Below are 26462 nucleotides of genomic sequence, written 5' to 3' on the forward strand. Positions count from 1 at the left end.
CATTTTATTGATTAAACCTGCTTATTTTTATACCTAAAAAGCAGGTTTTCGTGTACAAACTGATGGAAGTCAATAAAGGTTATTCCACAAAAAGCGATCGCGAGGGCTATGAAAATCTATGACTGGATTGTGGTGGGTGGTGGTATCACGGGTGCAGCCTTGGGTTACGAACTGCGTCAAAAGGGCTTCAGCGTCCTTATAATCGAGCAAGATGCCACCTTTCAAGGAGCGACCCGATACAGCTACGGTGGACTCGCTTACTGGTCTGCCACCTCTGAGTTGACGCGAGTATTGTGTGCCGAAGGTATCGAACGCCACCGCACGTTATCGGCAGAATTAGATACGGATACCGAATTCCGGGAACTGGATTTAGTACTAACGATTGCCGCCGATCGCAATCCAGAAGAAGTTGCGACCGCTTACCAAAATTTTGCCATTCCTCCAACACTTCTGACTGTAGAAGAAGCCTGCAAGTTGGAACCCCTGCTAAATCCAAATGCGATCGCAGGAGCACTCACCGTCCGTCATGGCCATATCAATCCCGAACGCACGACCCAAGGCTACCTGCAAGCCTTCCACCGGGCTGGGGGCGAACTGGAATTCGCTCCTGTTGTGGAACTGCTGCAAAAGGGCAATTGCATCCAAGGCGTCAAAACAACGAACCAAATCTATCACGCTGCCAACACGGTTATCTGTGCTGGTGGACTCAGTCGTGCCCTACTCCAAGCCACTGGCATTCATGTCCATGTGTATTTTACCCATGCAGAAATGATTGAAACACCAAAAGTTGACTTGATGCTGCGTACTCTAGTCATGCCAGCAACGATGCAGCGATTTCAACTTGAAGACAAAGCCAGTACTTTAGAAGTAGACCCCCTGTGGGATGAACCAGGACACGAACCCGTCCCACCAATTTTAGATGCCGGAGCAATTCAATTTTTAGATGGCAGTTTGCGGATGGGTCAAATCAGTCGGGTGCTGACTGACCCTAACGCTAGGATAGACTCGGTAAAAAGCGAAGCCGCCATTCGTACCTCTGTGGGAAACATCTTACCGACCTTGGAGAATTTACCCGGAACCTGGCATCACTGCTTAGTTGCATTCAGCAGCAATAGCCTTCCCCTAGTTGGAATACTTCCCGGTGTAGAGGGAGCCTACCTATTCTCCGGCTTCACCAATCCCTTAGTGTTCGTGCCGCCTCTAGCCCAGCACTTCGCCAACTGGGTGGCTGGGCAAGAAGACAAGATTGTCCCTCAGCTATCTCCTACGGGTTAAGTCAGGGAACGTAAACTTAATTGACTGTTTCTTGTACTTTTTAAACAAAAATAAAATTCTGTATCATTTGCTTGTGTTTCACAGAGAGAGGGGTATTATTGAAAATAACGAAGCAAATAAAGCTTCATCTGACAGATATTACAAGTGAGTAGAGCGTTAATTTAAGGAGGAAAAACTACCTGTTTTATATCGGATCTGTTTCAGTAGTATCTGTCATACCGAGTGACACTATCTTAATTAACAACAGCAGCACTCAAGTAGAAAACCGATCATTCCTCAGCTAGTAAATTGAGAGCGATGCAACTGAATAATGAAATTCAGTGCAACTCTATTTAGTATTTTTTACAGGAGGAAGTTATTCGGTAAATCGAAGAAGGAGTGCTGCTGTTGTTTTAAGTATTGTTTGAAAATAATGATTATTATTATCAAATAACTCCGTTCTGAAAAGGACGGAGATTTGTTTTCAATGGGGTGTATTCAAGTCCTGTCTTTAACCGCCTCTCATCCTATCGTTAAACTGTCGGGGGTACTCAGCGCCGCTTCGATACATCCCCCTAGACTTATGACGGGGGTCTTCTCGGCGTTAAGATAAAGCTTAGGCATCAATAAATCATCGGTTTGAGCGATGGTAGGGAGCCGGAGGCGTTGGATGTAGGGTTGAGATGGTAGTGAATGCCCAGCGCCGTACCCGGCTTCTGTTGCGCTATTTCCCCTATCTCGAACATCCTCATACAAAATAGAATAGTTTTGCCATGACTATTTATTTCTATAAAGCTGATGGACTCTACGGTTGCTTTTCCAACTTTTCCCTGCATCCGATCGAGATCGATGACTTGTACTGGTCAACTGTAGAACACTACTATCAGGCTCACAAGTTTGTCGGTACGGAAGATGAAGCCGCAATTCTTGCCATCCGCAATGCTCAGACGCCCCTGGAGGCAGCAACTCTAGGACGCGATCGCACCCGAAGGCGACGTTCGGACTGGGAGCAGGTGAAGCTGCAAATTATGTGGCGGGGTGTTTTGAGAAAGTTTTTGACCCATACTGACATTCAAGCCATTCTGCTGAATACTGGTGAAGAACTTCTTGTTGAAGATTCTCCCTGTGACTATTACTGGGGTTGCGGTAAAGATAAAACAGGTCAAAACCAACTCGGTAAAACGCTCATGAATGTCCGTCAAGAAATTCGGCGGCGCTTGGCAAAAGAACCGTGTACACTGCTCGAGCCATAACCCCAAAGCCATGAACTTGATTGAAAATTCCTGTTACCTGTCATAAGCTTTTGTAAGTTAAAATGCTGTACTTATTCAGCCATTAAAAAAACTAAAAGGGTTGGCTAGTGATTTAACGGTTTGATTAACTTCTCAATTTTTACGAATGTTTTAATCCGCTTAAAAGTGACAGAGTACTTATTATGCAATTGAATTTACATACATTTATTAAATAGGTGTATTAAGGGAAACATCATACCGAGAACTAAGACAGTGCAACAGCCAGAACTCAACCAGAAAGACTTGCTGCGCCGAATCACTAATCGGATTCGTCAATCTCTAGAATTGCAAGAAATTTTAGACGCAACCGTTGCCGAAGTTCGGTCATTGCTCGTCACCGACCGAGTTATGGTTTATCGCTTTGATGAATCAGGCAGTGGACAAGTCATTGCTGAGTCTATTCAACGCGATCGCCTTCCTTCCCTGAACGGGCTACACTTTCCAGCCGATGACATTCCCGAAAAAGCCCGCCAGTTATATCTAAAAGTCCGCTTGCGTTCCATTGTGGACGTATCTTCAGGACTCATTGGTCTATCACCAATTGCAGGGGCTGGTACGGATGACCTATCAACGGTTGACGAAATCTTCTATCGCCCTGTAGACCCTTGCCATATCGCCTACTTGAAGGCAATGGGGGTCAACTCTTCAATGGTACTGCCGATTTTGCATTACGATGTCCAAGCCAAACATAACCGAGAGCAACTCTGGGGACTGTTAGTGTCTCATCACGCATCCAGCCGTATCACGAATAAACGGGAACTACAAACCCTGCAATCTGTAGTCGATCAAGTATCCATTGCGATCGCTCAATCAAATCTCCTGTCTCAAGCACGCCAACAGCACACCCGCGAAGCCACAATCAATCGCGTATCCACACTATTGCATTCCTTACCCACAATCGAACTGCAAGCTGCCCTCGAAGAAACCGTCAATGCCCTTCAAGGCTCCGGCGGCAGACTCTACATCGCCCCCCGCCAAACCCACGATACTGCCAAGTGGCTAACCTGCGGTATTCAACCCGAACAGTGCGGTCGAGACAACTTAATTGAAGAACATCCCACCTTTACAACGTGGGTGGCATCAGAATCAGACATCAGAGACTCTGACAGCGATGAACCTACAACACCAAACTCCCATTCCCTCTTTCCCCTTCCTGTTCGGCGAGCGCGGCAACTGAGCTTGTCGAAGTTCAGTCGAGGGGCGGAAGCCCTTTCCCCCCATGACAGTAGCAAACCCGTAACCGTTACTGACCTCTATCTAGTCCCAGCCTTAGCCGCCCTCACCCCAGTGTTTCAGTCTACTCCGATCCGGGGCTGGCTCGTTTTACCCCTGTGTTATCGCTCCTCATTTCTCGGCTACTTGAGTATCTTCCGGTCTCAGATGGATAAAGAAATTCTCTGGGCAGGATGCTTTAACTCAAATGAAAACCAAAAGTTTCCCCGCCAGTCCTTTGAACAGTGGCGAGAGTTAAAACGTAATCAAGCCCAACCTTGGACGGCTAATGACATCGAGCTAGCCAGTTCTCTTGGTCATCATTTTGCTATGGCAATCGAGCAGTATAAGCTTTACTCTCAGGTAAATGCTCTCAACAATAACTTAGAATTTCAGATTGCAGAACGCACCGCTAAGTTACGACAGTCGTTAGATCAAGGACGAGCACTTCAGCGAGTTACCAATCATATTCGCAGCACCCTTGAGCTGAGAACCACTCTGCAAACCATCGTGCGAGAAGTTCGCAACTTGTTGGACACTGACCGAGTACTTATTTACCAGTTTACGAATGAGTCTTGTGGTCAGATTATTGTCGAATCGATTGAGGGGAATTGGTCATCGCTTTTAGAAAGCGGCGCTCCCCCAGATTTCTTTTCCCAACGGCAAATTCAATTCTACAAACGAGGCAAAGTGGGCGTGATTCGAGATATCTCCCGTGCCAACCTCACTCTTACTCAACGAGAATTTTCGCAGGGTTGCCAAATCCAAGCTGCTTTAATTGCGCCCATTGGTGTAGGCAATCACCAGGAAGACAAGGCTCTAGAAATTCCAGAGGAGCAACCGCTGTGGGGACTTCTGATTGCCCAAGAATGCAAAGCACTGCGATATTGGCTTCCCTATGAAATTAAGTTACTGCAAAAGTTAGCTGACCAAGCGGCTGTGGCGATTCAGCAAGCTGAACTGTATGAACGAAGCCGCACGGTTGCGGCAATCGCTCAAGCCCACGCTCAGAAACTGGCAATTGCCGCCGAACAGCAGAAAGCTTTATTTGGGGTCATTACAAAAATTCGAGAGTCTTTGGATGTTGAAACCATTTTCAAGGCAACAACGACAGAAGTCCGGCGGCTGCTAGACGCTGACCGGGTGGCAGTTCTGCGGTTCATCTCCGACTCTAGCCGCGACTGTGGAGAGTTCGTCTCTGAGGATGTACAACCCGGTTTTGCCTCTGTTTTAACGGCAAAAATTCATGACCATTGCTTCAGTCACCAGCATGCTAGCCAATATTATCAGGGTCCAATTGTGGCAGTAGCTGATATTTACCAGGCAGGTTTTAAGGAGTGTTACGTCCAGCAGTTAGCAGAATTCCAAGTTCAGGCTCAATTGTTAGTACCATTGCTGAAAGGGGGAAGGGGTACAGGTTCGCCGTCCCAACTGTGGGGATTGCTTTGCATTCATCAATGTCGGCAGTCACGACAGTGGGAGTCATCTGAGATTGAATTTGTCAAGCAGATCGCGGTGCATCTGGGGGTTGCCTTACAGCAAGCGGAATTATTCGGGCAAACTCAGCAACAGGCAGAGCAACTAGCGATCGCCTTTGATAATCTCAAGCAAACTCAAGCTCAACTCATTCAAACTGAAAAAATGTCCAGTTTAGGACAGTTAGTTGCGGGTGTCGCCCATGAAATTAACAATCCGGTCAACTTTATCTATGGCAACCTTTCTCATACCAGTCAGTATGCCAAGGATTTGTTCGATCTGCTACACCTCTATCAGCACTATTATGATGATCCTGTACCAGCGATTGTTGAGCGATCGCAACTCATTGACTTAAATTTTCTGGAGGAAGATTTACCGAAAATCCTGAAATCGATGCAAATTGGAGCTGATCGCATCCGTCAGCTTGTGCTATCTCTGAGAAATTTTTCCCGTCTGGATCAAGCCGAAAAGAAGTTAGTTGACATTCATGAAGGACTCGAAAGTACCCTATTAATTTTACAACATCGGCTCAAAGCTAAACCCAACTGTCCGAGTATTCAGGTGGTGAAAAATTACGATAATTTGCCAAAGATTGAGTGTTATACTAGTCAGCTTAATCAAGTTTTTATGAATGTTTTGAGTAACGCCATTGATGCTTTAGAAACTTACAACACGAACCCAACATTCCAGGAAATTAATAAATCCCCAAGTACAATTACTATTTCTACTCACTTTAATCACTCCAGTATTCGAGACAAAAAGAAATTAGGTTCTTCCCAACCTGCCAATAACCCATTACTGTCTCCTTACTACGTTTTGATTCAAATTGCTGACAATGGCTCGGGTATGACACCAGACTTACAAGCTCAAATTTTTGACCCCTTTTTCACAACGAAACCCATTGGGAAAGGAACGGGCTTGGGTCTTTCGATTAGTTATCAGATTATCGTAGAGAAACACGGTGGTGTTTTTGAATGTATTTCTTATCCTGGAAAAGGAACTGAATTTTTGATTGAGATTCCTACAGAGCAGTCTCAAAGGGAGTAGGGAGTGGAGAGATGGGGGAGATAGAATTGTCACACTATTCCCCTTGTTTCCTTCAGGACTTAGGTCTTAAGGGGTGACAAGCAGCTCAAGAGCTGGACAGACAAAAGATTTCAGCCCTTCATGAAAACTTTACAAACTAAAATTCTAAAAAGGAATACTATTCATACATCAAAATAATCCCCACGGGTTTGGTCATTAATTTCCTTCGCTATTAATACCAAATGCGTGTTTTTTTCTCTTCTGCTTCCCTGGTTTTTTCTGTAACGAGGAATCAGACAACTGAGATTGGTGCGAGTCGGGTTGAGGTGCTTTGGTTTCTGTGACCAACTGCTTTTGCTCCTGAGGCACATCCGCCAAGGCTTCATCCGGCAACACATAAGAGCTAGCAATTAATTTTTCATCCCAGTCAATAATCTCAGGAAAGCGGATACCTGGTAACACCTGAACGGCAAAAATTTCCTGCACCGCCTCTTCAAACTTCAAAAACGCGACCGTTTGCCCCGTCTCAATATTGACTACCCAAACCCCACAAATACGTTCCTCAAGCCGTTCGGTTAGGGGAATGCCACTAAATACTGCCGTTTCCCGCACCTGAGAAAGACCGATAAACGCCAAAGAACCCCAGAAGTCTATGCCACGAGTAAAGCCAGGAAGCTGAGTTACTGTCTCAATTTTCCCAGAAGCTAGGTCAACTGTTGCCAGAGAACCATTACCCGATTCCAGTACCCAGAGACGATTTTGATACCATCGCGGTGAATGGGGCATCGACAAACCCCGCACAATCACCTGATTCGTCTCTACATCCATCAAGACGCCACCATTCGCTTTATTCTCCCGCCAGCCTCCCATGCTATCGGTTGTCCCCAGTGCGGTGACATATTTGGGTTGATTGTTCACCATACCCAAGCCGTTAAGATGACATCTATCTTCCGGTGACAAGGCACTGACAAAATTAGGTCGCCAGCGGGGGACAAAACTGTGGTCAAAATCGAGGGTACACAAACAGGAAAAACGAGTATTGACGAACCAGAGTTCTTGTTCTCCCCAAGCCATCTCGTGAATATCAATATCCCCAGTAATATGAGAGTTGCGGGGTAGATAACAAGCATCATGCTTACCCACAGGTTCCAGTTTTTGGGCAACGGCGGGTACATTGCGGAGTTCCCAAACTTGGTTCGCTGTCCCAATTGCAATTCTACCTCGATCAGCCGCTAATCCCATCGGTTTTCGGAAGAGACGGAAGTGGGTGTTAATGTGTTCGCCATCGGCACGGAGGACGATGAGTTTGCCAGCTTGATAGGTGGAGACAACTAGGGAAATCCCCAATTGAGTTAGAATTTGGGGAAAGTTGGTAGTGTGGACGCTCCGCATGGGGTCGCCCCCTGGTGGTGTTTGGGGAGAATGTGTCATTACCTGAATTCCTGACTCCTAACAAACTCATCAATATACCCAGCCACTAAATCCGGTAACGCTTCAGGTAAGTTATTTTCTCCACCCTCAATCCTTCGCAGTTGGGCTTTTGGGGCTTTTTCAGCATAGGTTTGAGAATCAGCGATCGCCTTAGCAGAATCTTTGCTTCCTTGAAGTATCAACGTTGGCACCTTCAAGTCCTCAAGCCGATCTTGCAGTAATTCCGCTTGAATTTCCGATCGCCTGCGTTTAAAGAGTAACTTACAGGCAGTAGGAGATTGTAATAGCTGTTGCCGCTGCTTTAGCAATTGTTCAATACCTTTATGACGACCTAACAGCCGCGCCAAAGGCAGTAGCGATCGTAAAATAGTATACGCAATGGGAGGACGCCCGACTAACCACCGCGCCCACTGCCAATTATCCCCCTGTCCTTCTGCCTGAACGCCCTCAGGTGCCAACAATACCAAACCCCGAACTTGCTCTAACTCTTGCAAAGCGCAGCTAGACGCAATCCAACCGCCCAAAGAATGACCGATTACATACACCTGCGGTAGGCGCAGTGCCTCTAGGTATTGGATCAAACACTCTACTTCTAACTGAATAGAGTAGTGGGATTTTGGCTTTTCCGAGTCACCAAACCCCAGTAAGTCTAGGGCAAAGCAGTGGTAATCTTGACTCAAATGCTCAATAACAGGCAGCCATTGACTGCCATCACTCCAAGAACCGTGTAAAAATATCAAAATGGGTCCTTGACCGACTTCACGCCAAAAAATCTGTCCTAAAGGCAGCTTAATTCGAGAATTGCGTAGGGTTAATTCCATCCTGATTGCAGGGTTTTTTCTTTAGAATTGCATTGATGAAAACAATTGGGGAGCAGAAGAGGGGACGTAGCAATCTATCTGAGGGGGGATTGAGTTGTGGCTTTTGCTGGAATTGCCAGAAAACTGGCTCCCTCCGCTGCACCGTTGTCAAGTCCTAAGCCACGATTGTTCTGCCCTCGAAGTAGTCTTGCAACTGTCGATCATGATCATGACTCAGGTTGCCCTTGGGAATTACTGAACATTCAAACCCTTGCACGTCTAAAATTTCTAACTTATCCTGTACTTGCATCGTTCCCTGAACCTCAGCTTCTACCACAACACAAATGGAATGAATTCTCGGATCTCGATCGGGGGCTGAGTAAACCCCAATTAATCGCCGAATCTTTAGCAACTCCAATCCAGTTTCTTCAGCCAACTCCCGCTGCACAGTTGTTGGAATATCTTGACCCCAGTCCACCATCCCTCCAGGCAATCCCCATTTACCATTGTCGCGACGCCGAATCAGTACAATTCGCCCATCCGGTAAGACAGGAATAATACTCGTACCGATAATAGGATGACGAAACACTATCCCCAAAACCGTTTGCACAATTTGCCAGGTTCGACGCACTCTTAGAAGGCTAAAGAACATATAATATATGTATCTTACAGACTGTTATCATAGACGTTTTGGGTGTCAATTCGGTAATCTGGGTCAGCAAAAGTGCCGTGTTGGGTATGCCTGCTCGGTTGGAGCGCCCTACAAGCGTTACGAAGTAAGGGTTTAGTCTTGCCAGGGGTGTCGAAACTACTCAAGCAACTTTCAGATTGCCTGATTGAAGATGTGTAAGACTGTTAAGATAGACAAGCCCTTCTTACTCTCTTGCTAGAGTGGGTAAGGCAATTTTTTGTTATCAAGAGGTCAACATGGCAAAGCGCCGCAATCTCAAAAAAGAAAAGGCGCAACGAAACGAAGCTTACGCCCGCAAGTTTCGCAAACGCAAGAATACAGGTCGTTTTTCGAGAAATCGTCGATACAACCGACCCCCACGGGATGAAAGCACAGACGCAGACGATACCGAGCGCAATCAGGAAGGCGAGCGGGATACGTGATATCAAGTCCGATATCCTTCGTCATGGTTAGCCAAAGTCAGGTTAAAGGGGAAAGGAGAAAAGGGAAACACTAAATTATTCCCTTTTTCTCCTTTCCGTACCGAGAGCGGCTCTACAGTTAAAATTCCATCTGTCAAATTCTTTCGATAGTCCCCTTGACTCATGAATTCCTAAGTCAGAATTCTAAAAAGAGCCTAAAGGGGGTAAGAACCCGAATTTGCTAGACGAGGTTTTACTCCCGTGCAGGAACGAAGTTAGCCCCTATGCGAGAGTGAGCCACCTGTAGGGCTTGCCTGACTTGATCAAAACCCGTGCCACCGTAGCTATTACGAGCCGAAACAACTTGAGTGGGAGTTATGGCATCGTAAATATCGGTATCAAAGGCGGGATGTAGTTCTTTCCACTCCTGAAGCGTCAGGTCTTTAAGAAGTTTATCGACAGCCAAACAGGTTTTCACAACCCTGCCAACCAAGTTATAAGCTTCTCGGAAAGGAACACCTTTGGATGCCAAGTAATCGGCGACATCTGTGGCGTTAGAAAAGTCTTCGGCAACGGCTGATGCCAGCCGTTCTGGGCGAAATTCTAACCCCTCCTGCAACAGAATCGTTATGGCTTCCAGACAGGCTTCAACCGTCTTAACGGTGTCAAAGAGGGCTTCTTTGTCCTCTTGCAAGTCTTTGTTGTAAGCCAAAGGCAATCCTTTCATCAGCACTAACAAGGCTTGTAAATGCCCAAATACGCGACCCGTTTTGCCCCGTACCAGTTCTGGCACATCGGGGTTTTTCTTTTGGGGCATAATACTCGAACCGGTGGCACAACTGTCCTTGAGAATAACAAAGCCAAATTCCTGAGATGCCCAGAGAATGATTTCTTCGGATAGCCGACTCAGGTGAACCATAATCAGACTAGCGGCACACAAGAATTCAATGGCAAAATCGCGATCGCTCACGCCATCTAGACTGTTGGCATAGACTCCAGCAAACTTTAATATCGACGCCGTGTAATGGCGATCAATCGGGAATGTGGTACCAGCAAGAGCACCGCATCCCAAGGGCGACATATTAACCCGTCCCTCGATCTCACCCAAGCGCTCCCAGTCTCGCTGTAGCATTTCAAAATAAGCGAGGAGGTGATGGGCTAAACTTAGGGGTTGGGCGCGTTGTAGGTGCGTGTAGCCAGGGATTAGGGTTTCTACATTCGCTTCGGCAAGGTTGAGCAGAACGGTTTGGCAGGAGCGCAACTGGGTACGAATTTGAGCAATTTGATCCCGCAGGTAAAGTCGGGTATCGGTGCCAACTTGGTCATTGCGCGACCGGGCGGTGTGCAGTTTTTTACCGACTTCCCCCACAATTTCCGTCAAACGTCGTTCCACCGCAAAGTGTACATCTTCGGCATCAATGCCTGGGTTAAAGTTGCCTTGGCGATATTCCGAGCGAATTTGTTCTAAGCCGGTAACAAGTTGCTGGGCTTCTTCTGTTGAAATGATGCCCGTATGAGCGAGCATTTTAGCGTGAGCGACAGACCCGGTGAGATCGTACTCAATTAGCTCAATGTCGAAGCCGATACTAGCATTAAAGCGAGCGATCGCTGGATGCAGCGCTGATTCAAAGCGCTGACTCCAGGTTTTTTGTTCAGTAACCATCTTCAGTCCTTTGTCATTTGTCATTTGTCATTTGTCATTTGTCATTGGTCCTTTGTCATTCGTCATTTGTCATTTGTCATTTGTGAGGGAGTGGCAACGGATTTAAGTAACGGATGAGTGCTCAGGTTCTCATTTACTAATGACCCATGACTAATGACCCAGGACTTTATCCAAAGGAGGACATCCCTCGGAAGATATAACCAATGACTAACCCAATCAGGAATGCCCAGACTTGACCTGACTCAACAAAGTTTTTGAATGCTCCTTGAATTTGACCCAAAACATCGGGATCTTCAATAGTTTGGGCTAATACCAACCAATGAACCGATAGCTGACTAAACGGATCTGCCAGATGAGTGATGGTAGGCACAACGGCGGTTGCTGCTTGTAGTTCGACAATGACCATGGCTATTACTGCCTCAAAAAATGGATTACTCGGACGATTTTACCTGCAACACGACCAAGGTCATATCATCTCCATTACGGTTGGTTGAACCCAGAAACTGCTGTACCTGCTCGAACAGGTAATCCAAAATGGTCTGGGAACCCTGACAATGCTTGCAAGCCCACTCGAAGGCGGCAACTAGATTCTCCTCATCAAAACGTTCACCGTGGGGGTTGGTTACGTCCGTAAATCCATCGGTATAGTAAATGATGGTATCGCCGGGGGCTAGCTGCACTTGGGCATCTTCATACTGAGAATCTGCTTCCAAACCAACCAGCATTCCCACCGTATCTAGGCGTTGGATCGAACGAGTGGAAGCTTGCCACAACAACGGTGGATTGTGGGCGGCATTGCTGTAAGACAGAATTTGGGTTTGAGGATCGTACTCGGAATAAAACAGGGTGACAAACCGACTGGAATTTTCCAAGTCAGCATACATCACCCGGTTGAGATGTTCGAGAATCTGGGCTGGCGAGTGACGGTTGAGAACTTCTGCCCGCAGCATTCCCCGCGTCATAGTCATAATTAACCCAGCCGGAACCCCTTTACCCATCACGTCACCAATGACGACACTCCAGGGGACAGAGGCTTTCTGGCAGTCGGTTCCCTCATTGCTGCCCGGTTTTTGGGGTCGCAATTGGTCGTAGTTGGTGGGAATGAAATCGTAGTAATCGCCTCCTACTCGATTGGCTGTTCTGCACATGGCTGCCAATTCAATGCCCTCAACATAAGGACACTGGCGAGGTAGCAGACGTATTTGGATCTCAGCACCAATTTCTAGTTCTCGATCTAAGCGTTCTTTCTTGCGCAGTTCGGCAGTGAGTTCGTCATTGGCAATTGCTACGGCTGTTTGATCGGCAACTAACCGTACTAGCTTCTGTCGGGTGGGTGTCCAACTGTATTCAGGGTCTCGGCTAAAGACGTACAAACGACCCCGTTCAACATTTTTGATGAGGATGGGTGTGCCAAATAGCTGCACATCTGATCCTAGGTGGCGACTGACCAGTTGGTCGAGAGATGCTTGGAGTTCCTCTAAGGATACAGATGTCACGGCACCGTTTCCATCACTATTTGCTGTTGTGATTTGACGAGTCGCTTGTTCGAGGGCTTGGCGGATATCCTGACAAACCCGATCGACCTGGCAATGGAGTTGTTCTAACCGAACTTGACCGTTCGGCTTGAACACAATTAAAGCGCCACCGTCAGCATCGGTTACTCGTGCTGCCATTAAAGGAATGAGTTCCAAAAATTGATTCAAATTGTTGAAGCTGCGCAGGGCAAACCCCAGCGAACTCAACAAATCTTGAATCTTGTGTTGTTCCCGGTGCAAGCGAGCCACCAGTTCCTTCAGGGCAGCAACAGGCGATCGCTCGGAAGCAACACCCTTGGTGGTGCTGCTAGCGGAATTTGAAGGTTGTCTAGAAACAGTCCGTGCGGTCATCACATCAGGCTTGGGAAGCATTAGCTACAACAATATAGTCCAATGAATCAAGTATTAGGAGTCAGTATTTTTTGAGAGTTTTTAGGTAGCAATTGCAACATTATTGACCTTAAAGGTTCCACCAGCGAGTTAGAACTCTCCGGACGGTTCCCTAGAGGGATTGAATTGGATAAGAGAGCTATTTTTAGAAAACACAGTAGGACACCCTACCGAACCACTGATTATCGATGATAGCTGTACTGAACCCGTTCCAGCTATTGTATATGCAGTTTGCTGATTTGAGTTGGAAATAGTGGCGCTAATTGAGGAGTCTGCAAATGTCCCTGTGAGGGATTCGCTCAAGTCTTTAGTTTTTTTTAATTCTTTTTTAGCTACAAGGTATATGTGGTCATTTAGCTTTCCTTTAGGGAGAGATTACATCCTGGTTTTTTTGAAAAAATGACCCTTGTAATACTGTGTATGTCAGGGTTCTAATCGCACTTATGATTGCTATCCCTAGGAATTTAAGCTAAGAACCACTATTACTTGTCTTTTCTCTCCTTAATCATCCTATCGCACCATTTTTCCCCCTCAAGAGCTTAATTGGAGATTAGAAATTGTAAATTAAGTGGATAAGGGCAGTGCCGACACTGAGAATAATGGTTGTAAAGTGGTACTTTCAGAGGTTATAACGATTCTCAGACAGAGCAAGTATCCTTCTGTGAGTCCTTGGTAAGCTCTAAAGATTTTGACGAGTAAGGTGTATTACACTCTACTGAGAATCGTTATAGAAGTCTGACTAGTTACTTAAAGTTTCTACATCATGCCAGAAAGCAATTAAGGCGTGTTCATTCCGAAGTTCTGCTAAGGCGCTAAGAATTTCGTCAGAAGCGTCCGACGATACAACGGTTTTAATTTCAATGTTGGTGTTGTAGCCTGCAATATCTCCCATCCGCCTGCCGTGACCGCCTTCTCCTTGGGCATCGGTAATGGTATAGCCTGTTATTCCCTTGCTTTTGATTAATTTCACAAGGCGGTCTCTGAGTACAGATTCGCCGATAATCGTGAGCAGAATGGCTCGTTTAACGGGAGTAGCTTCAGTGGTCATGGAAAACTCCTAAAATCATTTCTTTAGTAAGGATGACAGGCAAAGGGTAAACAGATCCAGTGACCTCTTGCTCAAAACCTTAACTTGACAAATGTGCCATTTCCTGAAACTCCCTAAGGTTGACAGCAAAAATTCTGTCTACTCTCAACAACTCACTCAACCGATACAAGAGTAAGGTAAAAAGCACAAGCAATTAATCAACCATTTTTAAGGATTGAGTGATGTTGAAAGACCAGCCTACTAACCGCGATGCCTTTCGCCTCAGCGCCCAAGAACAAACCCAACTAAAACACCTTGCCGATTACTCCCAGGTGCAATCTTTATCGGAAATTTGGGCTCTTGCTGCCCAACACTTTGGAGACACCCTTGCCCTTAATGATCCGCATTCGGTCGGAGGACACGACGATACAACCTCAACCTTTACCTATGCCCAGTTATACCAGCAAATTCGGCAATTTGCTGTCGGGTTGCAAGCCTTGGCTTTCCCATTACTATCGAATCCAACGGATAACCCCACCCGAATTGCCCTAGTTGCCGACAACAGTCCCCGATGGTTCGTTGCCGATCAAGGAATTATGATGGCAGGGGCAGCAAATGTCGTGCGCAGTGCGCAGGCAGAGCGAGAGGAACTCCTGTATATTCTATCCCATAGCGGCAGCAGCGCTTTGGTGGTAGAAAACCTCAAAACCCTCAAAAAAATACGCACCAGTCTCGACTCTCTGCCCATTGAATGGATCATCTTGCTATCTGATGAAACTCCCCCAGAAGAAGAAACTCTCAAAATATTTAACTTTCCCCAACTGATGGACGTTGGGAAAACCCAAGCCCTACAGCCTACCTGTAACAACCGAGAGACGCTAGCGACTCTGATGTATACGTCAGGAACAACAGGTCAACCGAAGGGCGTGATGTTGACTCACGGGAATTTACTTCACCAAGTCAATACCTTTGGTACAGTCCTTCAACCTCACGTAGGCGATCGCATTCTCAGCATTTTACCAACCTGGCACGTCTACGAACGGACTGTCGAGTACTTTTTGCTCTCCCAAGGCTGTACTCAAACTTACACTAACATCCGCCATGTCAAGACAGACTTGAAAACGTTCAAACCCATTTACATGGTGGGTGTCCCTCGGCTATGGGAATCTATCTATGAGGGTGTGCAGAAACAGTTTCGTGAACAACCTGCTAACAAGCAGAAATTAGTGGATACTTTACTCGGCATCAGCCAGCGCTATATTGAGGCACGACGAATTTCTCAAGGGTTGAGTATCCATCACCTCAACCCCTCACCGAGTCAACGCCTTAAGGCTAAACTGCAAGCATCTGCCCTCTTCCCCTTCCATGCATTAGCGGACAAACTCGTTTATCAAAAAGTGCGCGAAGCAACGGGCGGTCAGATTAAAACCATTATCAGCGGCGGTGGTTCCCTGGCAATGCACTTGGAGAACTTTTTTGAAATAATCGGTGTTGAAATCTTAGTCGGTTATGGGCTAACCGAAACCTCTCCCGTGACAAATGTCCGCCGCATTGAGCGCAACCTACGGCGTTCTTCGGGACTACCCATGCCAGGAACTAACATTCGGATTGTTGAACCTGAAACTCGCCAACCTTTACCCAAAGGAGAAAAAGGTTTGGTTATGGTAAAAGGTCCCCAAGTCATGGAAGGCTATTATCAAAACCCAGAAGCAACGGCAAAAGCAATTGATTCGGAGGGGTGGTTTGATACCGGGGACTTGGGTTGGATTACTCCCCAAAACGATTTGGTACTCACTGGACGAGCAAAAGATACTATCGTACTCACCAATGGAGAAAATATCGAGCCACAACCGATTGAAGATGCTTGTTTGCGGAGTGCTTACATTGATCAAATTATGCTAGTGGGTCAAGATCAGCGATCGCTCGGTGCTTTAATTGTGCCCAACCTCGAAGCCCTGCAACAGTGGGCAGACTCTCAGAATTTTACCCTGTGTTTACCCGAGTCCGATAAGGTAAAATCGGCAAGCGAAGGCTCGGAGGCAATCCGGAGCGCTATTGATTTAAATGGTAAAGAGATTCAGAACTTGTTTCGACAAGAACTAAAGCGAGAAGTCCAAAATCGTCCCGGTTATCGCCCTGATGACCGTATTGGTGTGTTTAAGCTGATTTTAGAACCATTTTCCATTGAAAATGGCATGATGACTCAGACGCTGAAAATTCGGAGAGCCGTTGTCACGGAACGGTATCGCGATATTATTAACGGGATGTTTGCCTGATGTGAGGGTCAGAATGTGAGGGAGTCCGCAGGAAGGTATCTCGTTGCTCTTGACCTTAGCGTTTTCCCCTTGGTTTTCCCTGAATTGGGTTATCCTTTAAACCGTTCAACCTTCAGATTTACCTACTAGCAAGACGTATATGACTCAAGCAGAAGACTCTAAATCAAGCCTGCTCTTGAAGCGACCCATAAATATTAAAGCCATTGTGACACCTCGTTGGAAGGAGGAGGTTCAACAACAACTACAGGCGCAGATTAACCAACTTGACTCCCAGCTCCAACAGTTAGACTTGCAAGGACAACGGGCGATCGCTGAACTTCAAAAGCAGAACATACAACCTCCTGGTCCCCAGATCAAGCAACAAATTGAAAGTATTCAGCTTCAAGTCAACCAAAAGAAAAGCGAACTTCTCGAGCAGAAAAACCAGCAACTCCAGCAACTTCAACAAGTGCAGATGCTGGAACTCGACCAAGAAGTGAATCAAGGTCAACTTGAAAGCTTCTTCCGCGTCGAACCGGGAGATAACCTGGTGCGTAAAATGCAGGTCGAAATTCTACTGCGGGATGGAGTAGTCGAAGAAATTCGTGGCGATGTCTAGGCGCTAAGATGAAAATTGTAGAGACGTGCCATGGCGCGTCTTATCACAATTGAGGTCTACAGACAAAGTTCTGCTGACCAATCTTGATGACCACGCCCTGGCTGGCATTTGAACTGGGAACCTGCCCATACCATCTCCCAGTGTTTGCCAGTTTGGGCGGATAGGTTTTCCTCTAACTCAACTCGATACTGGGTGCTATTCACCGAATCATCGCCAATTCCAGTTTGAATGAGGGTGACAATAGCTTGATCGGGTTGGGGATAATCTACAGTAACAGATTGGGAACCGGGTTCTGATTCGGGTAAACCAAAGACGGAGAGTGCGATCGCTTTTGGATCACTGCCGATTAAGTCAGTATCTGACCTATTTGATAGGTCAATCGGTTTGTAGCTTTGCCGATTAGCATTACCAGTTGTATTTTTTGCTTGGACTGTCGAATTAGTTGACTTGAAGGCTTGGCTGCGTTGGTGTTCAAGTGACTCCCTAGCGGTAGGAGTTGGTTCGGAGCGATCGCTGATGTTACTGCAAGCCGTCAGCGTCATTGCTGTACTGATTAGAATTATAAGAACGCTTTTGAAGGAATTAAACATCAGCTATATCTATCGAGAATAGGGAGTGGGGACTAGGGAGTGGGGCTTTTTGCAAACAGAACACGGATGGCGCTTAACTCTCTCATTGTAGCTGATTGCTTTTTTGTCAATAGTATTTGCGACACTTGTTACTTTTATTAACTAAAGAGATTGTTTGAATTTAGAATTTAGGCAGTTGCAAGGTCATTCCTCAAGCTACAATGCGATCTGGCAAACGTTGTTTCCATCTCACTCACGTCCAGTTAGTTCGGAATACCGCCTCATGATCCACGAAGTTTTCATGCCCGCCCTCAGCTCCACCATGACCGAAGGCAAGATTGTTTCTTGGGTGAAATCCCCTGGCGACAGGGTTGAAAAAGGTGAAACCGTAGTGGTGGTTGAGTCAGATAAAGCGGACATGGATGTAGAGTCGTTTTATGAAGGCTATCTGGCAGTCATTACGGTGCCAGCGGGTCAATCTGCGCCTGTGGGTGCTGCAATTGCACTATTGGCAGAAACTCAAGACGAAATCGAGGCAGCACAGCAACAAGGGACTCAATTGAGTTCAACATCAGAAGCGGCGAGTCCTCAAAAAGCAGCGGCACCGACACCTGAACCCGTCACGGCTGCCCCAGCCCCACCCCAAGATACTCCTAGTCGCCGCAATGGGCGCTTAATTGCCTCACCTCGCGCTAAGAAGTTAGCAAAAGAATTAAAGGTCGAGTTGGGTACACTGACTGGGAGTGGACCCCATGGGCGCATTGTCGCTGAAGATGTGGAAGCGGCTGCTGGAAAAGCCCCGACACCCGCAGCCACGACAGCAGCACCACCTAAGCAACCCACTCCCACTCCGACTGCCCAACCCGCAGCGACTCCAGGGGCTCCTGTAGCAGTGCCTGTGGGTGAAGTCGTACCATTCAATACCCTACAAAATGCGGTTGTCCGGAGTATGGTTGCCAGCCTCCAAGTGCCTACCTTCCGGGTTGGTTACACTATCACCACGGATGAGCTAGATAAGTTATACAAGCAAATCAAATCCAAAGGTGTGACGATGACAGCACTGCTAGCTAAGGCAGTAGCCCTCACCCTGAAAAAACATCCGGCAGTGAATGCTAGCTATGCAGAAGGAGGCATTCAATATCACAGTGGTGTTAATGTTGCCGTAGCCGTGGCAATGGCAGATGGTGGACTGATAACACCCGTGTTGCAAAAGGCGGATGAAGTCGATATTTATTCCTTGTCTCGCAATTGGAAAGCCTTAGTAGAACGCTCTAGGCTCAAGCAGTTGCAGCCAGAGGAATACAATTCAGGCACCTTTACAATATCCAATTTGGGAATGTTTGGGGTTGATCGCTTTGACGCTATCTTGCCACCGGGACAGGGGGCAATTTTGGCAGTTGGGGCAGCGCGTCCGCAAGTGGTTGCAACTGATAACGGCATGATGGGAGTGCGGCGTCAGATGCAGGTTAATATGACGTGTGACCATCGAATTATCTACGGTGCAGATGCAGCAGCGTTCCTACAAGATTTAGCGAAGTTGATTGAAACGGAAATCCAATCTCTAACACTTTGATAAAGGACTGGTTTTCAAGACATAAAATTAGGCGGCGTGTCAGGAGAAAACGTCGCCCTACATTCCGTCTCAGTCTCCTAACCCTGCTGGCATGGGGTATCGTGATGCTTTTCCCGATAGCTCAACCAATTCAAGCCCAACATTGGCAGCCTGTGCGCGGTGGTATCACGTTTGGTATCAGTGGCATGGCTCTGGTAGAACAACAAGATGATGCCTATCGGTTTCTTATCGTCCATGACAACAAAAAGCCTAGTGAAGGGCGTATCGCCATCATCAAGGTGACAGATACAGATGCGCCTCAGTACTTGCCCTTAAACTGGTCAAGGAACAGAGAGTTACCCGTCGATTTAGAAGCCCTAACGACTGTTCCAGGCGCACGAGAAACCGTTTTTATGGCATCAACGAGTTCAGGGAAAATCTATTGTATCCGGCTAAATCCTGATAGTCAGGATATTTCAGTACTCAATGTTTTTCAGTTACCTGGTGTCCCCGAAGATAACAATCTAGAAGGGTTTGCCCTGCAACAAATTAACGGCAAATTACTGGCAGTTTGGGGGCATCGAGGGGCGAATGAAGAACCGGGAATTCTTTACTGGGGATGGTTGAACTCAAAGACTTACCAAATTTCTCCACAGGGTTCAACTCCTCTAAGAGTCCCATTCCCGATTGGCAATGTTCGCCATATTTCCGACTTGAAGGTAGATTCGGCTGGAGTGGTTTACATTACTGCCGTAACCGATAACGGTGATGATGGACCATTTCAATCGGCTGTGTACGTTGCTGGCGCATTTACCCAACAGAGCGATCGCTTCCAATTTCGCCAAAACTTTTCTTTAGTTCCCCTTTATCGTCTAAATTATCACAAGGTAGAAGCCATTGAACTCGTACCTGGTGCAGCCGGTGGTATCTTTTTGGGTACAGATGATGAAAATATGGGATCGTCAATTTGGGGAGTAGGGAGTAGGGAGTGGAGAAGAAAAGTAAATGTATCTCACTTAATATATAGCAATCCTAAAGTAGCGTTATGCTGAACCAATCGTTTGGGGTTAGTAAGTAAGTCTCTGACAAGGGCTGCAATAGGAAAATAAGTGGCTGCACTAGTCTCAGTGTAAGGGTTTGGTGGGATTTTTAGATATTTGTGATCGCTTTTGCCGATAGTCCAAAGGTTGTGACACTCTTGTATTAGAATTTTTCCTTTCCTTACAATGCCAATGCAGGATTCTCGCAACTACTACGAAATTCTGGAAGTCCCGCCAGAAGTAACTCCTCAAGACTTAAAAAAAGCGTATCGTCGCCTTGCCCGCCAGTACCACCCAGACTTGCATCCAGAAAACCCAGCCGCAGGCGAGAGATTTAAAGCCATTTGCCAAGCGTATCACGTTCTCTCTGACCCAGTGCAACGCAGTCAGTACGACCAAGGCTTTGATAGCGATCGCAATCTGTCTGAACCCGTCGGACTGACAGCTAAAGATATCTACACTCAGGCAGTTTCTAAAGCTTTGAATAAAGAGTATCAGGCGGCAATTGAGAATTGCAACCGAGCCATTGAACTCAATCCTGATTTTGTTGAAGCCTATGTGGAGCGGGGTGTATCGCGGTACAAACTAGGAAATGCGCGAGGGGCGCTCCAAGACTGCAATCAGGCATTGAGAATTGATCCTAACTATGCCCGAGCCTACTATTACCAGGGGAGAGCCCGTTACCGACTGGGGTATACGCAAGCTGCAATTGAAGCTTACACACAAGCGATCGCTCAAGCACCAGATCGTGCCCGAGTTTACTATTATCGGGGTTTAGCGAACAAAGACTTGAAGGACAATGAGCAGGCAGTTGAGGATCTGCAACAAGCCGCAGAACTGTTTAACGAGCAAGGGGATCGAACGGGTTATGAGTTGGCTAAAGAAACCCTCAGAACGTTGAACCAGAGTTGGTCGGGATTAGGGACATCTTACCCAATTCGTGCGATCGCGATCGTGACTTCGGTACTTTGGAATACAGTCCAAACCTTCCAATCTTTTGCACTAAATCCTCCTGGAGGATTGCTGCCAGCTTTTGCCAGTCTAGATAAGCAACGAGCCGTGGTTGTCGGGATATTATTTGCTGGTATTTTTAATCTCTGCTTTGTCTGCACTGCTTATTTCAGTTGGCAAAATTTAGTTAAGGTATCCATCATTAAATTAGTTGTTGTGGGAATAGTACCGTTTTTGACACTGACAGTGATCAGTGCAAGTACTCGTACAATAACGCGCAGTTCGGGAAGTATAGCTGGCGATATTTTCTTGGCAGGTGCTGTGTTAATGCCGTTGAGTTTTCTGGTTATCGCTAGCAGTATCTCTACCACCTTGGGCATCCAGATTATGGTAATTATTACCGTCTTTGTCAGTTGCTATACGATTCTTACCCTTTACAGTGGTTGCACTCAGATTGCCAATTTATCCGAAACCACGGCAGCAGTATTAGTGCCGATAATGCTGCTGGTAAGTGGTTGGTTTTCTTACTGGGCTTTTACAGTAATGTAGGCAGGTTTACAGCAGAATTCAGAAATTAGAAGTAATGGAACAAGAGTTTAACCCCATTCCCTATTCCCCATTCCCTTAACCTCAAAGAGAACTAGAATTGAGGCTTTCTGCTTCACCTTGAGTCTGCGGCAGGTGTAAGCCACATTCTTGTTTGATACCCCCAAAACGAGTATCGCGTTCGTGTTGGTCAGCAGCAGTAACAGGTCGGCTCGAATGCCAGTCGCCCACTGTCGCATAGCCCAATTCCCGCAGGGGGTGGTAAGGCAGGTTGTGTACTTTAAAGTATTCGTCTACATCTTGCGTACTCCAGTGGAGAATTGGCAGCACCTTGTAAATTCCTGACTGGATATCAAACCTGCGCAACGTCTTGCGGTGGTTGGTCTGTTCTGTCCGCAGACCCGCCAGCCACGCCGTTGCTTGGAGTTCCCGCAACGCCCGGTGCATTGGTTCTACTTTACGCATTTGGTTGTAGTGATCAATGCTTCGAGAAGCCTCAGCAACCATCCCTTCAATATCATCCTGTGTCCAAAGTCTGCCGTAGAGGGCTTCCATTCGCGCTGGACTAATGAGAGACTGATACACCTTCAGATTGAGGTTCAATCGTGCGGTCAACTGTTCGGCAAATCGGTAGGTCTTTGGCGGCAAGTAACCTGTATCCACCCAAATCACTGGGATGTCGGGAACTACGCGGGTTACTAAATGCAGCATCAGTGCTGACTGAATGCCGAAGCTGGTACTCATGACCAGACCATTGCCGAAGGTTTTAGCCGTCCACTCAACAATTGAGAGAGCGTCGGTGTCAGCCAACTGCCGATTCACTGCATCAATATTCAGTGTGGAGGTCTCTAATGTTACACTTGCCATTTGATTCAACTCTCACTTTTACTGCCAATCTCTTATCCCAGTTGCATGGGGATTATCTGAAAAAGGGTTAGGGCAAAGCTGTTTACTTTCTGGTTCTATTGGGATCGGGCGCAACACGGTTCTACTCCACCAAAGGAGAAGAAGCAGAAAAGGTTTAACCAGAGACTTGTCCTGTGATTTGCCCAAAACTCCAACTTGCACAACAATAGAATTTTTGATGTTGGTGAGATAGACAGCTAATTTGCTCTGATTCAATTTTACAAGATAAATCTACGGTAATTTGGTCGAGATACTGTATTATTTTCCAAATAGGACTTTACCATGGTCAATTGGGAAAGGCAAGCCGATTTCGATCATCCATCCAAGCTTCAGCCCACGAAAAGCCCTTGTTCCCCCTTGTTCCAAACTAGAATCTTTGTATTCTAGCCAACGTGAGAACCCTGACATCTTGCACTAGTTGCAATAACCTGCCAGTTTAAAAACTCACAATACCCGACCACTGAACTTTTTTCTCTTGACTGCGGCGGTAGGAAAAAAAATACTCCGGTTGCTGATACGTGCAGTGCGGCGCGATCGCAACTTGCTCTGAATGAATCCCCAACTGCTCCAACTGTAAGGCATTCACCCGCCGCACATCCAAGCGCACTCGTCCCGGTTGTGGGTCTTCCAGAAGGGGAGAATCTGCCATCTGTTGCAACAAATTCAGAATTGATTCAGGAGTATCGGCTTTATCCGATGGGATGACACTCGCGGCAACTTCAGCCGCTACAGCTTCAGAAACCTGATAAACTTCACCGGCGATTGCAGGTCCCATAGCAATGCGCAAATCATCAAGACAACTCCCCTTTTCCAACAATCGAGCGATCGCATTTGGCACAATTCGAGAGGCAGTCCCCCGCCAACCTGCATGCACTGCTGCTACCTGTCCCGTCTTATCATCTCCAATCAAGACAGGAGTACAATCAGCCGTACAAACCCATACTGCCTGGTAGGACTGCTCCGTTAAAATACCATCAGCCCCTGGTCGTTCTGGCTTCTGTTGAGACATCGGGCTTTCAATTTCAGAAGGCGTCACCACTGTATTACCGTGTACCTGCCGAACCCGATACACTTGAGCCTCATGCTGAAGCGCACCCACAATTTGGTCGGGCGGACGGGGGAAAAATGCGGACGTAAAAAAGCCATGATTCCAATTTTGCAGAAGTTTGCAGGTTAAGTAAGGTAATCCTTCCCAGGTGTGCCAATGCCAGTGATGCATCAAACCTAAATTCATCGTTGAGCAGACAACATCTCTAGGGTAGCGTCAAAGATTCCGGTAGAATATAGAACGTTTTACCAATCGCTGCAATGCCGTTGACGTAGCATGGCGTACAACTAGTGGTCTTAAATCGACAACATTTGGAGAGAGAACTCCAAGAAGTCACCCAACAGCTATCTTGCCCTGAACAACTCTCAGGACTTTCTTTAAACCTGTTTGAAACCCTACCGTCTACTAACCAAACCTTGTGGGAGTTACTCGACCAAGGTGCAACCATTCCAACTGTCATCATTGCCGAGCAACAGACAGCCGGACGAGGACAGTGGGGACGTAAATGGCAATCCGACAAGGGTGGGCTATACTTATCCTTGGCTTTAACTGCCAATCTCCCGGCGTCGAATAGCACCCAGTTAACCCTGTGTAGCGCTTGGGGGATCGCTAAAGCCTTGAAAAGTTACGGGATTCCTGTCCTTCTTAAATGGTTGAATGACCTACTCTTAGAGGGACGCAAGTTGGGGGGCATTCTGACTGAAACTCGCGTGCAGCAGGGTGAAATTACCAAAGCCGTCATCGGTGTCGGTATTAACTGGAGCAATAGCGTGCCTGAGTCTGGTATAAATTTGCAATCATTTTTTGAGGAACATCCGTCAATTTCAGCGATAACGTCCTTAGAAATGCTGGCAGCCATCATCATACAAGGACTGCTATTCGGATACCAGTGCTGGTCAGAGGAAGGCACCGAAACCTTGCTCTCGTCCTACCAGGAGCTACTGCACAGTCGGGGGCGTCGCGTTATTGTAGATGGAACCCCCGGAACGGTAATCGGCATTACCCCTACGGGTGAACTGCGAGTTGGATTGAACACGCAAGTACCCGCATCCTCTGGGCTAACAGAAATTCACCTGAAGCCCGGTACAATCAGTCTGGACTATTTTTAATAATTCAATGAGTTAAAGATCGATAACAAGTCGATCTTATTGAGCGATTGGATTTTTCTGATCAAGCGACTAACTTTAACCTATTCGGAGAGTGAGTGATGAGTAGTGAATCGGAACGGACAAAAGAAATCTCAACCAATGACAATGCTCTAAGTGTCTTCCATTGGCATCCCCGGCTCAGACAGGGACTGAGTTTGATCAGCAGTCTTGGTGTTCTGAGTAGTGGTTTAGTGGTGGCACAAACAGACACACCAATAGATACAGGAGTGGCACCTGCAACAGCCCCTGTCGCTCCTTCTGTCAAACCAGCCCCAGCTCCTGCTCCTGCTGCTGCACCCAAGCCAGCAGCGCCAGAAGCCATTGCTGTGCCAGCCGCCCCAGTCCACAAGCCTGCTCCACTACCAGTTTCAGCTATCAAACCGCCAGCCCCCGTTCACGCTCCTCCCCCTGCACCGGCAGCAGTGCGCAAACCTTCAGCCCCAGCCGTAGAAGCAGCAGCCCCCCCCACTCCCAAAAAACCGAAGCTTCCTGCTCCTAACCTATCGGTTCCTGCCCCCGCGACTGTGGCAACACCTCCCAAAGTAATCCTCAGTCCCAGTCAGAATCAGGAGAGCGCTCAAACCCCTGTAGCTCCGACCAATAACTACATTGATCGCACGAACTACAGTGTTGGCGCAACTGCCAGTTCTGAAAAACCGGCGGCAGTCGTTCTTACGGAACGTTCAACGGGCTGTCAAACGGTATCGCGTAATGGACGACTTGCCAGCGGCGTCTGTGGTGTTTCAGTACCGAGCCAGCAAACAGGCAGTTCCGGGCGTGTGCAGAAAGAACCGCAGTTAGCGGGAGCAACTCGACTCCCAATCCCAACCGTTGCCGGAGTCGGAATGCCTCCGGTTGCCAATGGTAAGCCAGTTCAATTCAATCCAGCTCCAAGGAGTTCTCAAGGAATTAGTCCAGTACTCACGTCGGTGAAAAGTCCTATCCGGGTGAACGCTAGTCGCGTTCCAGTCATCCAACAGGTTATTTCATCTGCTCAACGGTCAACGTCCCAAAAGGCTCTAACTTACTACAATCTCAGCGCCCGACCCATGGGACGTACCAAAATCAGCGACTCCAGCTTCATGTTCCCTCTGGCAATTCCTGCTGCTATTACATCCCTATTCGGCTGGCGAGTCCATCCCATTACAGGAGATTCCCGTTTCCATGCCGGTACGGATCTGGGCGCAGCCGAAGGTACACCAGTCCTCGCCGCAGCTTCCGGTCAGGTGGCAACTGCCAATTTCCTGGGTGGCTATGGACTGACGGTTATTCTACGCCATGAAGATGACACCCAAGAAAGCCGCTATGCTCACCTTTCCGAAATCTTTGTGCAATCCGGTGATTGGGTAGATCAAGGCAGCGTAATCGGGCGCGTTGGCAGTACCGGTTTTTCAACCGGTCCACACCTGCACTTTGAATGGCGGCACCTCACCCCTGACGGCTGGGTAGCGGTTGATGCTGGTGCTCATTTGGAATATGCCCTAGCTCAGTTCATTGAAACCATCAAAGTTGCCCAGTCAACGCCGCAACCAGACTCATGAAGCCACGTTTGACACCTGAAGTGTCACAGTAGGGAGTAGGGAGTAGGGAGATTTTTCAGGTGTTACTCCTCTCCCCCGCACCCCTGCCC

Annotated in this window: 22 protein-coding genes; 11 read left to right on the forward strand and 11 right to left on the reverse strand. The window is 47.3% G+C overall.

What is annotated here, in order from left to right; all coding sequences use genetic code 11:
- The first annotated feature begins 108 nt into the window (after positions 1-108).
- Positions 109-1275, forward strand: a complete 1167-nt coding sequence (locus IQ257_RS03490; protein WP_193872089.1) for an NAD(P)/FAD-dependent oxidoreductase — start codon at positions 109-111, stop codon at positions 1273-1275.
- Between the two features lie 501 nt (positions 1276-1776).
- Here IQ257_RS03490 and IQ257_RS03495 read toward each other — a convergent pair.
- Positions 1777-2010, reverse strand: a complete 234-nt coding sequence (locus IQ257_RS03495; protein ID WP_193872091.1) for a hypothetical protein — start codon at positions 2008-2010, stop codon at positions 1777-1779.
- A gap of 17 nt (positions 2011-2027) precedes the next feature.
- On the opposite strand from IQ257_RS03495, the gene IQ257_RS03500 reads away from it, so the two are divergent.
- On the forward strand, positions 2028-2507 hold the full coding sequence (locus IQ257_RS03500) for an NADAR family protein (RefSeq protein WP_193872093.1): 480 nt from the start codon (positions 2028-2030) through the stop codon (positions 2505-2507).
- A gap of 252 nt (positions 2508-2759) precedes the next feature.
- Entirely contained in the window at positions 2760-6281 is a 3522-nt protein-coding gene (locus IQ257_RS03505) for a GAF domain-containing protein (protein WP_322744166.1), read from the forward strand.
- Positions 6282-6476: 195 nt separating this feature from the next.
- Here the strand turns inward: IQ257_RS03505 and IQ257_RS03510 are convergent, their stop codons facing one another.
- From IQ257_RS03510 to IQ257_RS03520, 3 genes are all read right to left on the reverse strand, one after another.
- On the reverse strand, positions 6477-7691 hold the full coding sequence (locus IQ257_RS03510) for a TIGR03032 family protein (protein ID WP_228060388.1): 1215 nt from the start codon (positions 7689-7691) through the stop codon (positions 6477-6479).
- Positions 7691-8512, reverse strand: a complete 822-nt coding sequence (locus IQ257_RS03515; protein ID WP_193872095.1) for an alpha/beta fold hydrolase — start codon at positions 8510-8512, stop codon at positions 7691-7693. The genes IQ257_RS03510 and IQ257_RS03515 overlap by 1 nt, the downstream gene beginning before the upstream one ends.
- A gap of 154 nt (positions 8513-8666) precedes the next feature.
- Positions 8667-9143: an NUDIX hydrolase gene (locus tag IQ257_RS03520; protein WP_228060389.1), complete on the reverse strand. Its 477-nt coding sequence runs from the start codon at positions 9141-9143 to the stop codon at positions 8667-8669.
- A gap of 275 nt (positions 9144-9418) precedes the next feature.
- Here IQ257_RS03520 and IQ257_RS03525 point away from each other — a divergent pair, with 275 nt between their 5' ends.
- Positions 9419-9604 carry a hypothetical protein gene (locus IQ257_RS03525; protein WP_193872097.1) on the forward strand — a complete coding sequence of 62 codons (186 nt, stop codon included), beginning with the start codon at positions 9419-9421 and terminating at the stop codon, positions 9602-9604.
- 232 nt (positions 9605-9836) lie between these two features.
- Here IQ257_RS03525 and argH read toward each other — a convergent pair whose 3' ends face one another.
- The 4 genes from argH to IQ257_RS03545 all read right to left on the reverse strand — a co-directional run bounded on the left by argH (position 9837) and on the right by IQ257_RS03545 (position 14219).
- Positions 9837-11246: an argininosuccinate lyase gene (gene argH / locus IQ257_RS03530; RefSeq protein WP_193872135.1), complete on the reverse strand. Its 1410-nt coding sequence runs from the start codon at positions 11244-11246 to the stop codon at positions 9837-9839.
- Between the two features lie 166 nt (positions 11247-11412).
- Positions 11413-11652, reverse strand: coding sequence for a hypothetical protein (locus IQ257_RS03535; protein ID WP_228060390.1), 240 nt, complete (start codon positions 11650-11652; stop codon positions 11413-11415).
- Between the two features lie 25 nt (positions 11653-11677).
- Positions 11678-13132 (reverse strand): PP2C family protein-serine/threonine phosphatase, encoded by a 1455-nt coding sequence (locus tag IQ257_RS03540; protein ID WP_193872139.1) that lies wholly within the window; start codon positions 13130-13132, stop codon positions 11678-11680.
- A 778-nt stretch (positions 13133-13910) separates the two neighbouring features.
- Positions 13911-14219: a DUF3240 family protein gene (locus IQ257_RS03545; RefSeq protein WP_193872099.1), complete on the reverse strand. Its 309-nt coding sequence runs from the start codon at positions 14217-14219 to the stop codon at positions 13911-13913.
- 221 nt (positions 14220-14440) lie between these two features.
- On the opposite strand from IQ257_RS03545, the gene IQ257_RS03550 reads away from it, so the two are divergent.
- Positions 14441-16474 (forward strand): AMP-dependent synthetase/ligase, encoded by a 2034-nt coding sequence (locus IQ257_RS03550; RefSeq protein WP_193872101.1) that lies wholly within the window; start codon positions 14441-14443, stop codon positions 16472-16474.
- 139 nt (positions 16475-16613) lie between these two features.
- Positions 16614-17072 carry a YlqD family protein gene (locus IQ257_RS03555; protein ID WP_193872103.1) on the forward strand — a complete coding sequence of 153 codons (459 nt, stop codon included), beginning with the start codon at positions 16614-16616 and terminating at the stop codon, positions 17070-17072.
- 56 nt (positions 17073-17128) lie between these two features.
- On the opposite strand, the gene IQ257_RS03560 is transcribed toward IQ257_RS03555, so the two are convergent.
- The gene (locus IQ257_RS03560) at positions 17129-17662 is read right to left on the reverse strand and encodes a hypothetical protein (protein WP_193872105.1); all 534 of its coding nucleotides are present in this window, start codon (positions 17660-17662) and stop codon (positions 17129-17131) included.
- A gap of 262 nt (positions 17663-17924) precedes the next feature.
- On the opposite strand from IQ257_RS03560, the gene IQ257_RS03565 reads away from it, so the two are divergent.
- The 3 genes from IQ257_RS03565 to IQ257_RS03575 all read left to right on the forward strand — a co-directional run bounded on the left by IQ257_RS03565 (position 17925) and on the right by IQ257_RS03575 (position 21733).
- Positions 17925-19214: a dihydrolipoamide acetyltransferase family protein gene (locus IQ257_RS03565; RefSeq protein ID WP_193872141.1), complete on the forward strand. Its 1290-nt coding sequence runs from the start codon at positions 17925-17927 to the stop codon at positions 19212-19214.
- Between the two features lie 104 nt (positions 19215-19318).
- The gene (locus IQ257_RS03570) at positions 19319-20245 is read left to right on the forward strand and encodes a hypothetical protein (protein ID WP_228060392.1); all 927 of its coding nucleotides are present in this window, start codon (positions 19319-19321) and stop codon (positions 20243-20245) included.
- Between the two features lie 180 nt (positions 20246-20425).
- A complete protein-coding gene (locus IQ257_RS03575) occupies positions 20426-21733 on the forward strand; it encodes a J domain-containing protein (protein WP_193872107.1) in 1308 nt (435 codons plus the stop codon).
- A gap of 81 nt (positions 21734-21814) precedes the next feature.
- Here IQ257_RS03575 and IQ257_RS03580 read toward each other — a convergent pair whose 3' ends face one another.
- On the reverse strand, positions 21815-22597 hold the full coding sequence (locus tag IQ257_RS03580; protein ID WP_193872109.1) for a phosphoadenylyl-sulfate reductase: 783 nt from the start codon (positions 22595-22597) through the stop codon (positions 21815-21817).
- Between the two features lie 475 nt (positions 22598-23072).
- The gene (gene pgeF / locus IQ257_RS03585; protein WP_193872143.1) at positions 23073-23855 is read right to left on the reverse strand and encodes a peptidoglycan editing factor PgeF; all 783 of its coding nucleotides are present in this window, start codon (positions 23853-23855) and stop codon (positions 23073-23075) included.
- 119 nt (positions 23856-23974) lie between these two features.
- Between pgeF and IQ257_RS03590 the strand changes: the two genes are divergently transcribed.
- Entirely contained in the window at positions 23975-24793 is an 819-nt protein-coding gene (locus IQ257_RS03590; RefSeq protein ID WP_193872111.1) for a biotin--[acetyl-CoA-carboxylase] ligase, read from the forward strand.
- A 98-nt stretch (positions 24794-24891) separates the two neighbouring features.
- Positions 24892-26373 (forward strand): M23 family metallopeptidase, encoded by a 1482-nt coding sequence (locus IQ257_RS30630; RefSeq protein ID WP_193932930.1) that lies wholly within the window; start codon positions 24892-24894, stop codon positions 26371-26373.
- Positions 26374-26462 lie beyond the last annotated feature (89 nt).

This window comes from Coleofasciculus sp. LEGE 07092 (genome assembly GCF_015207375.1).
Classification (GTDB): domain Bacteria; phylum Cyanobacteriota; class Cyanobacteriia; order Cyanobacteriales; family Coleofasciculaceae; genus LEGE-07092.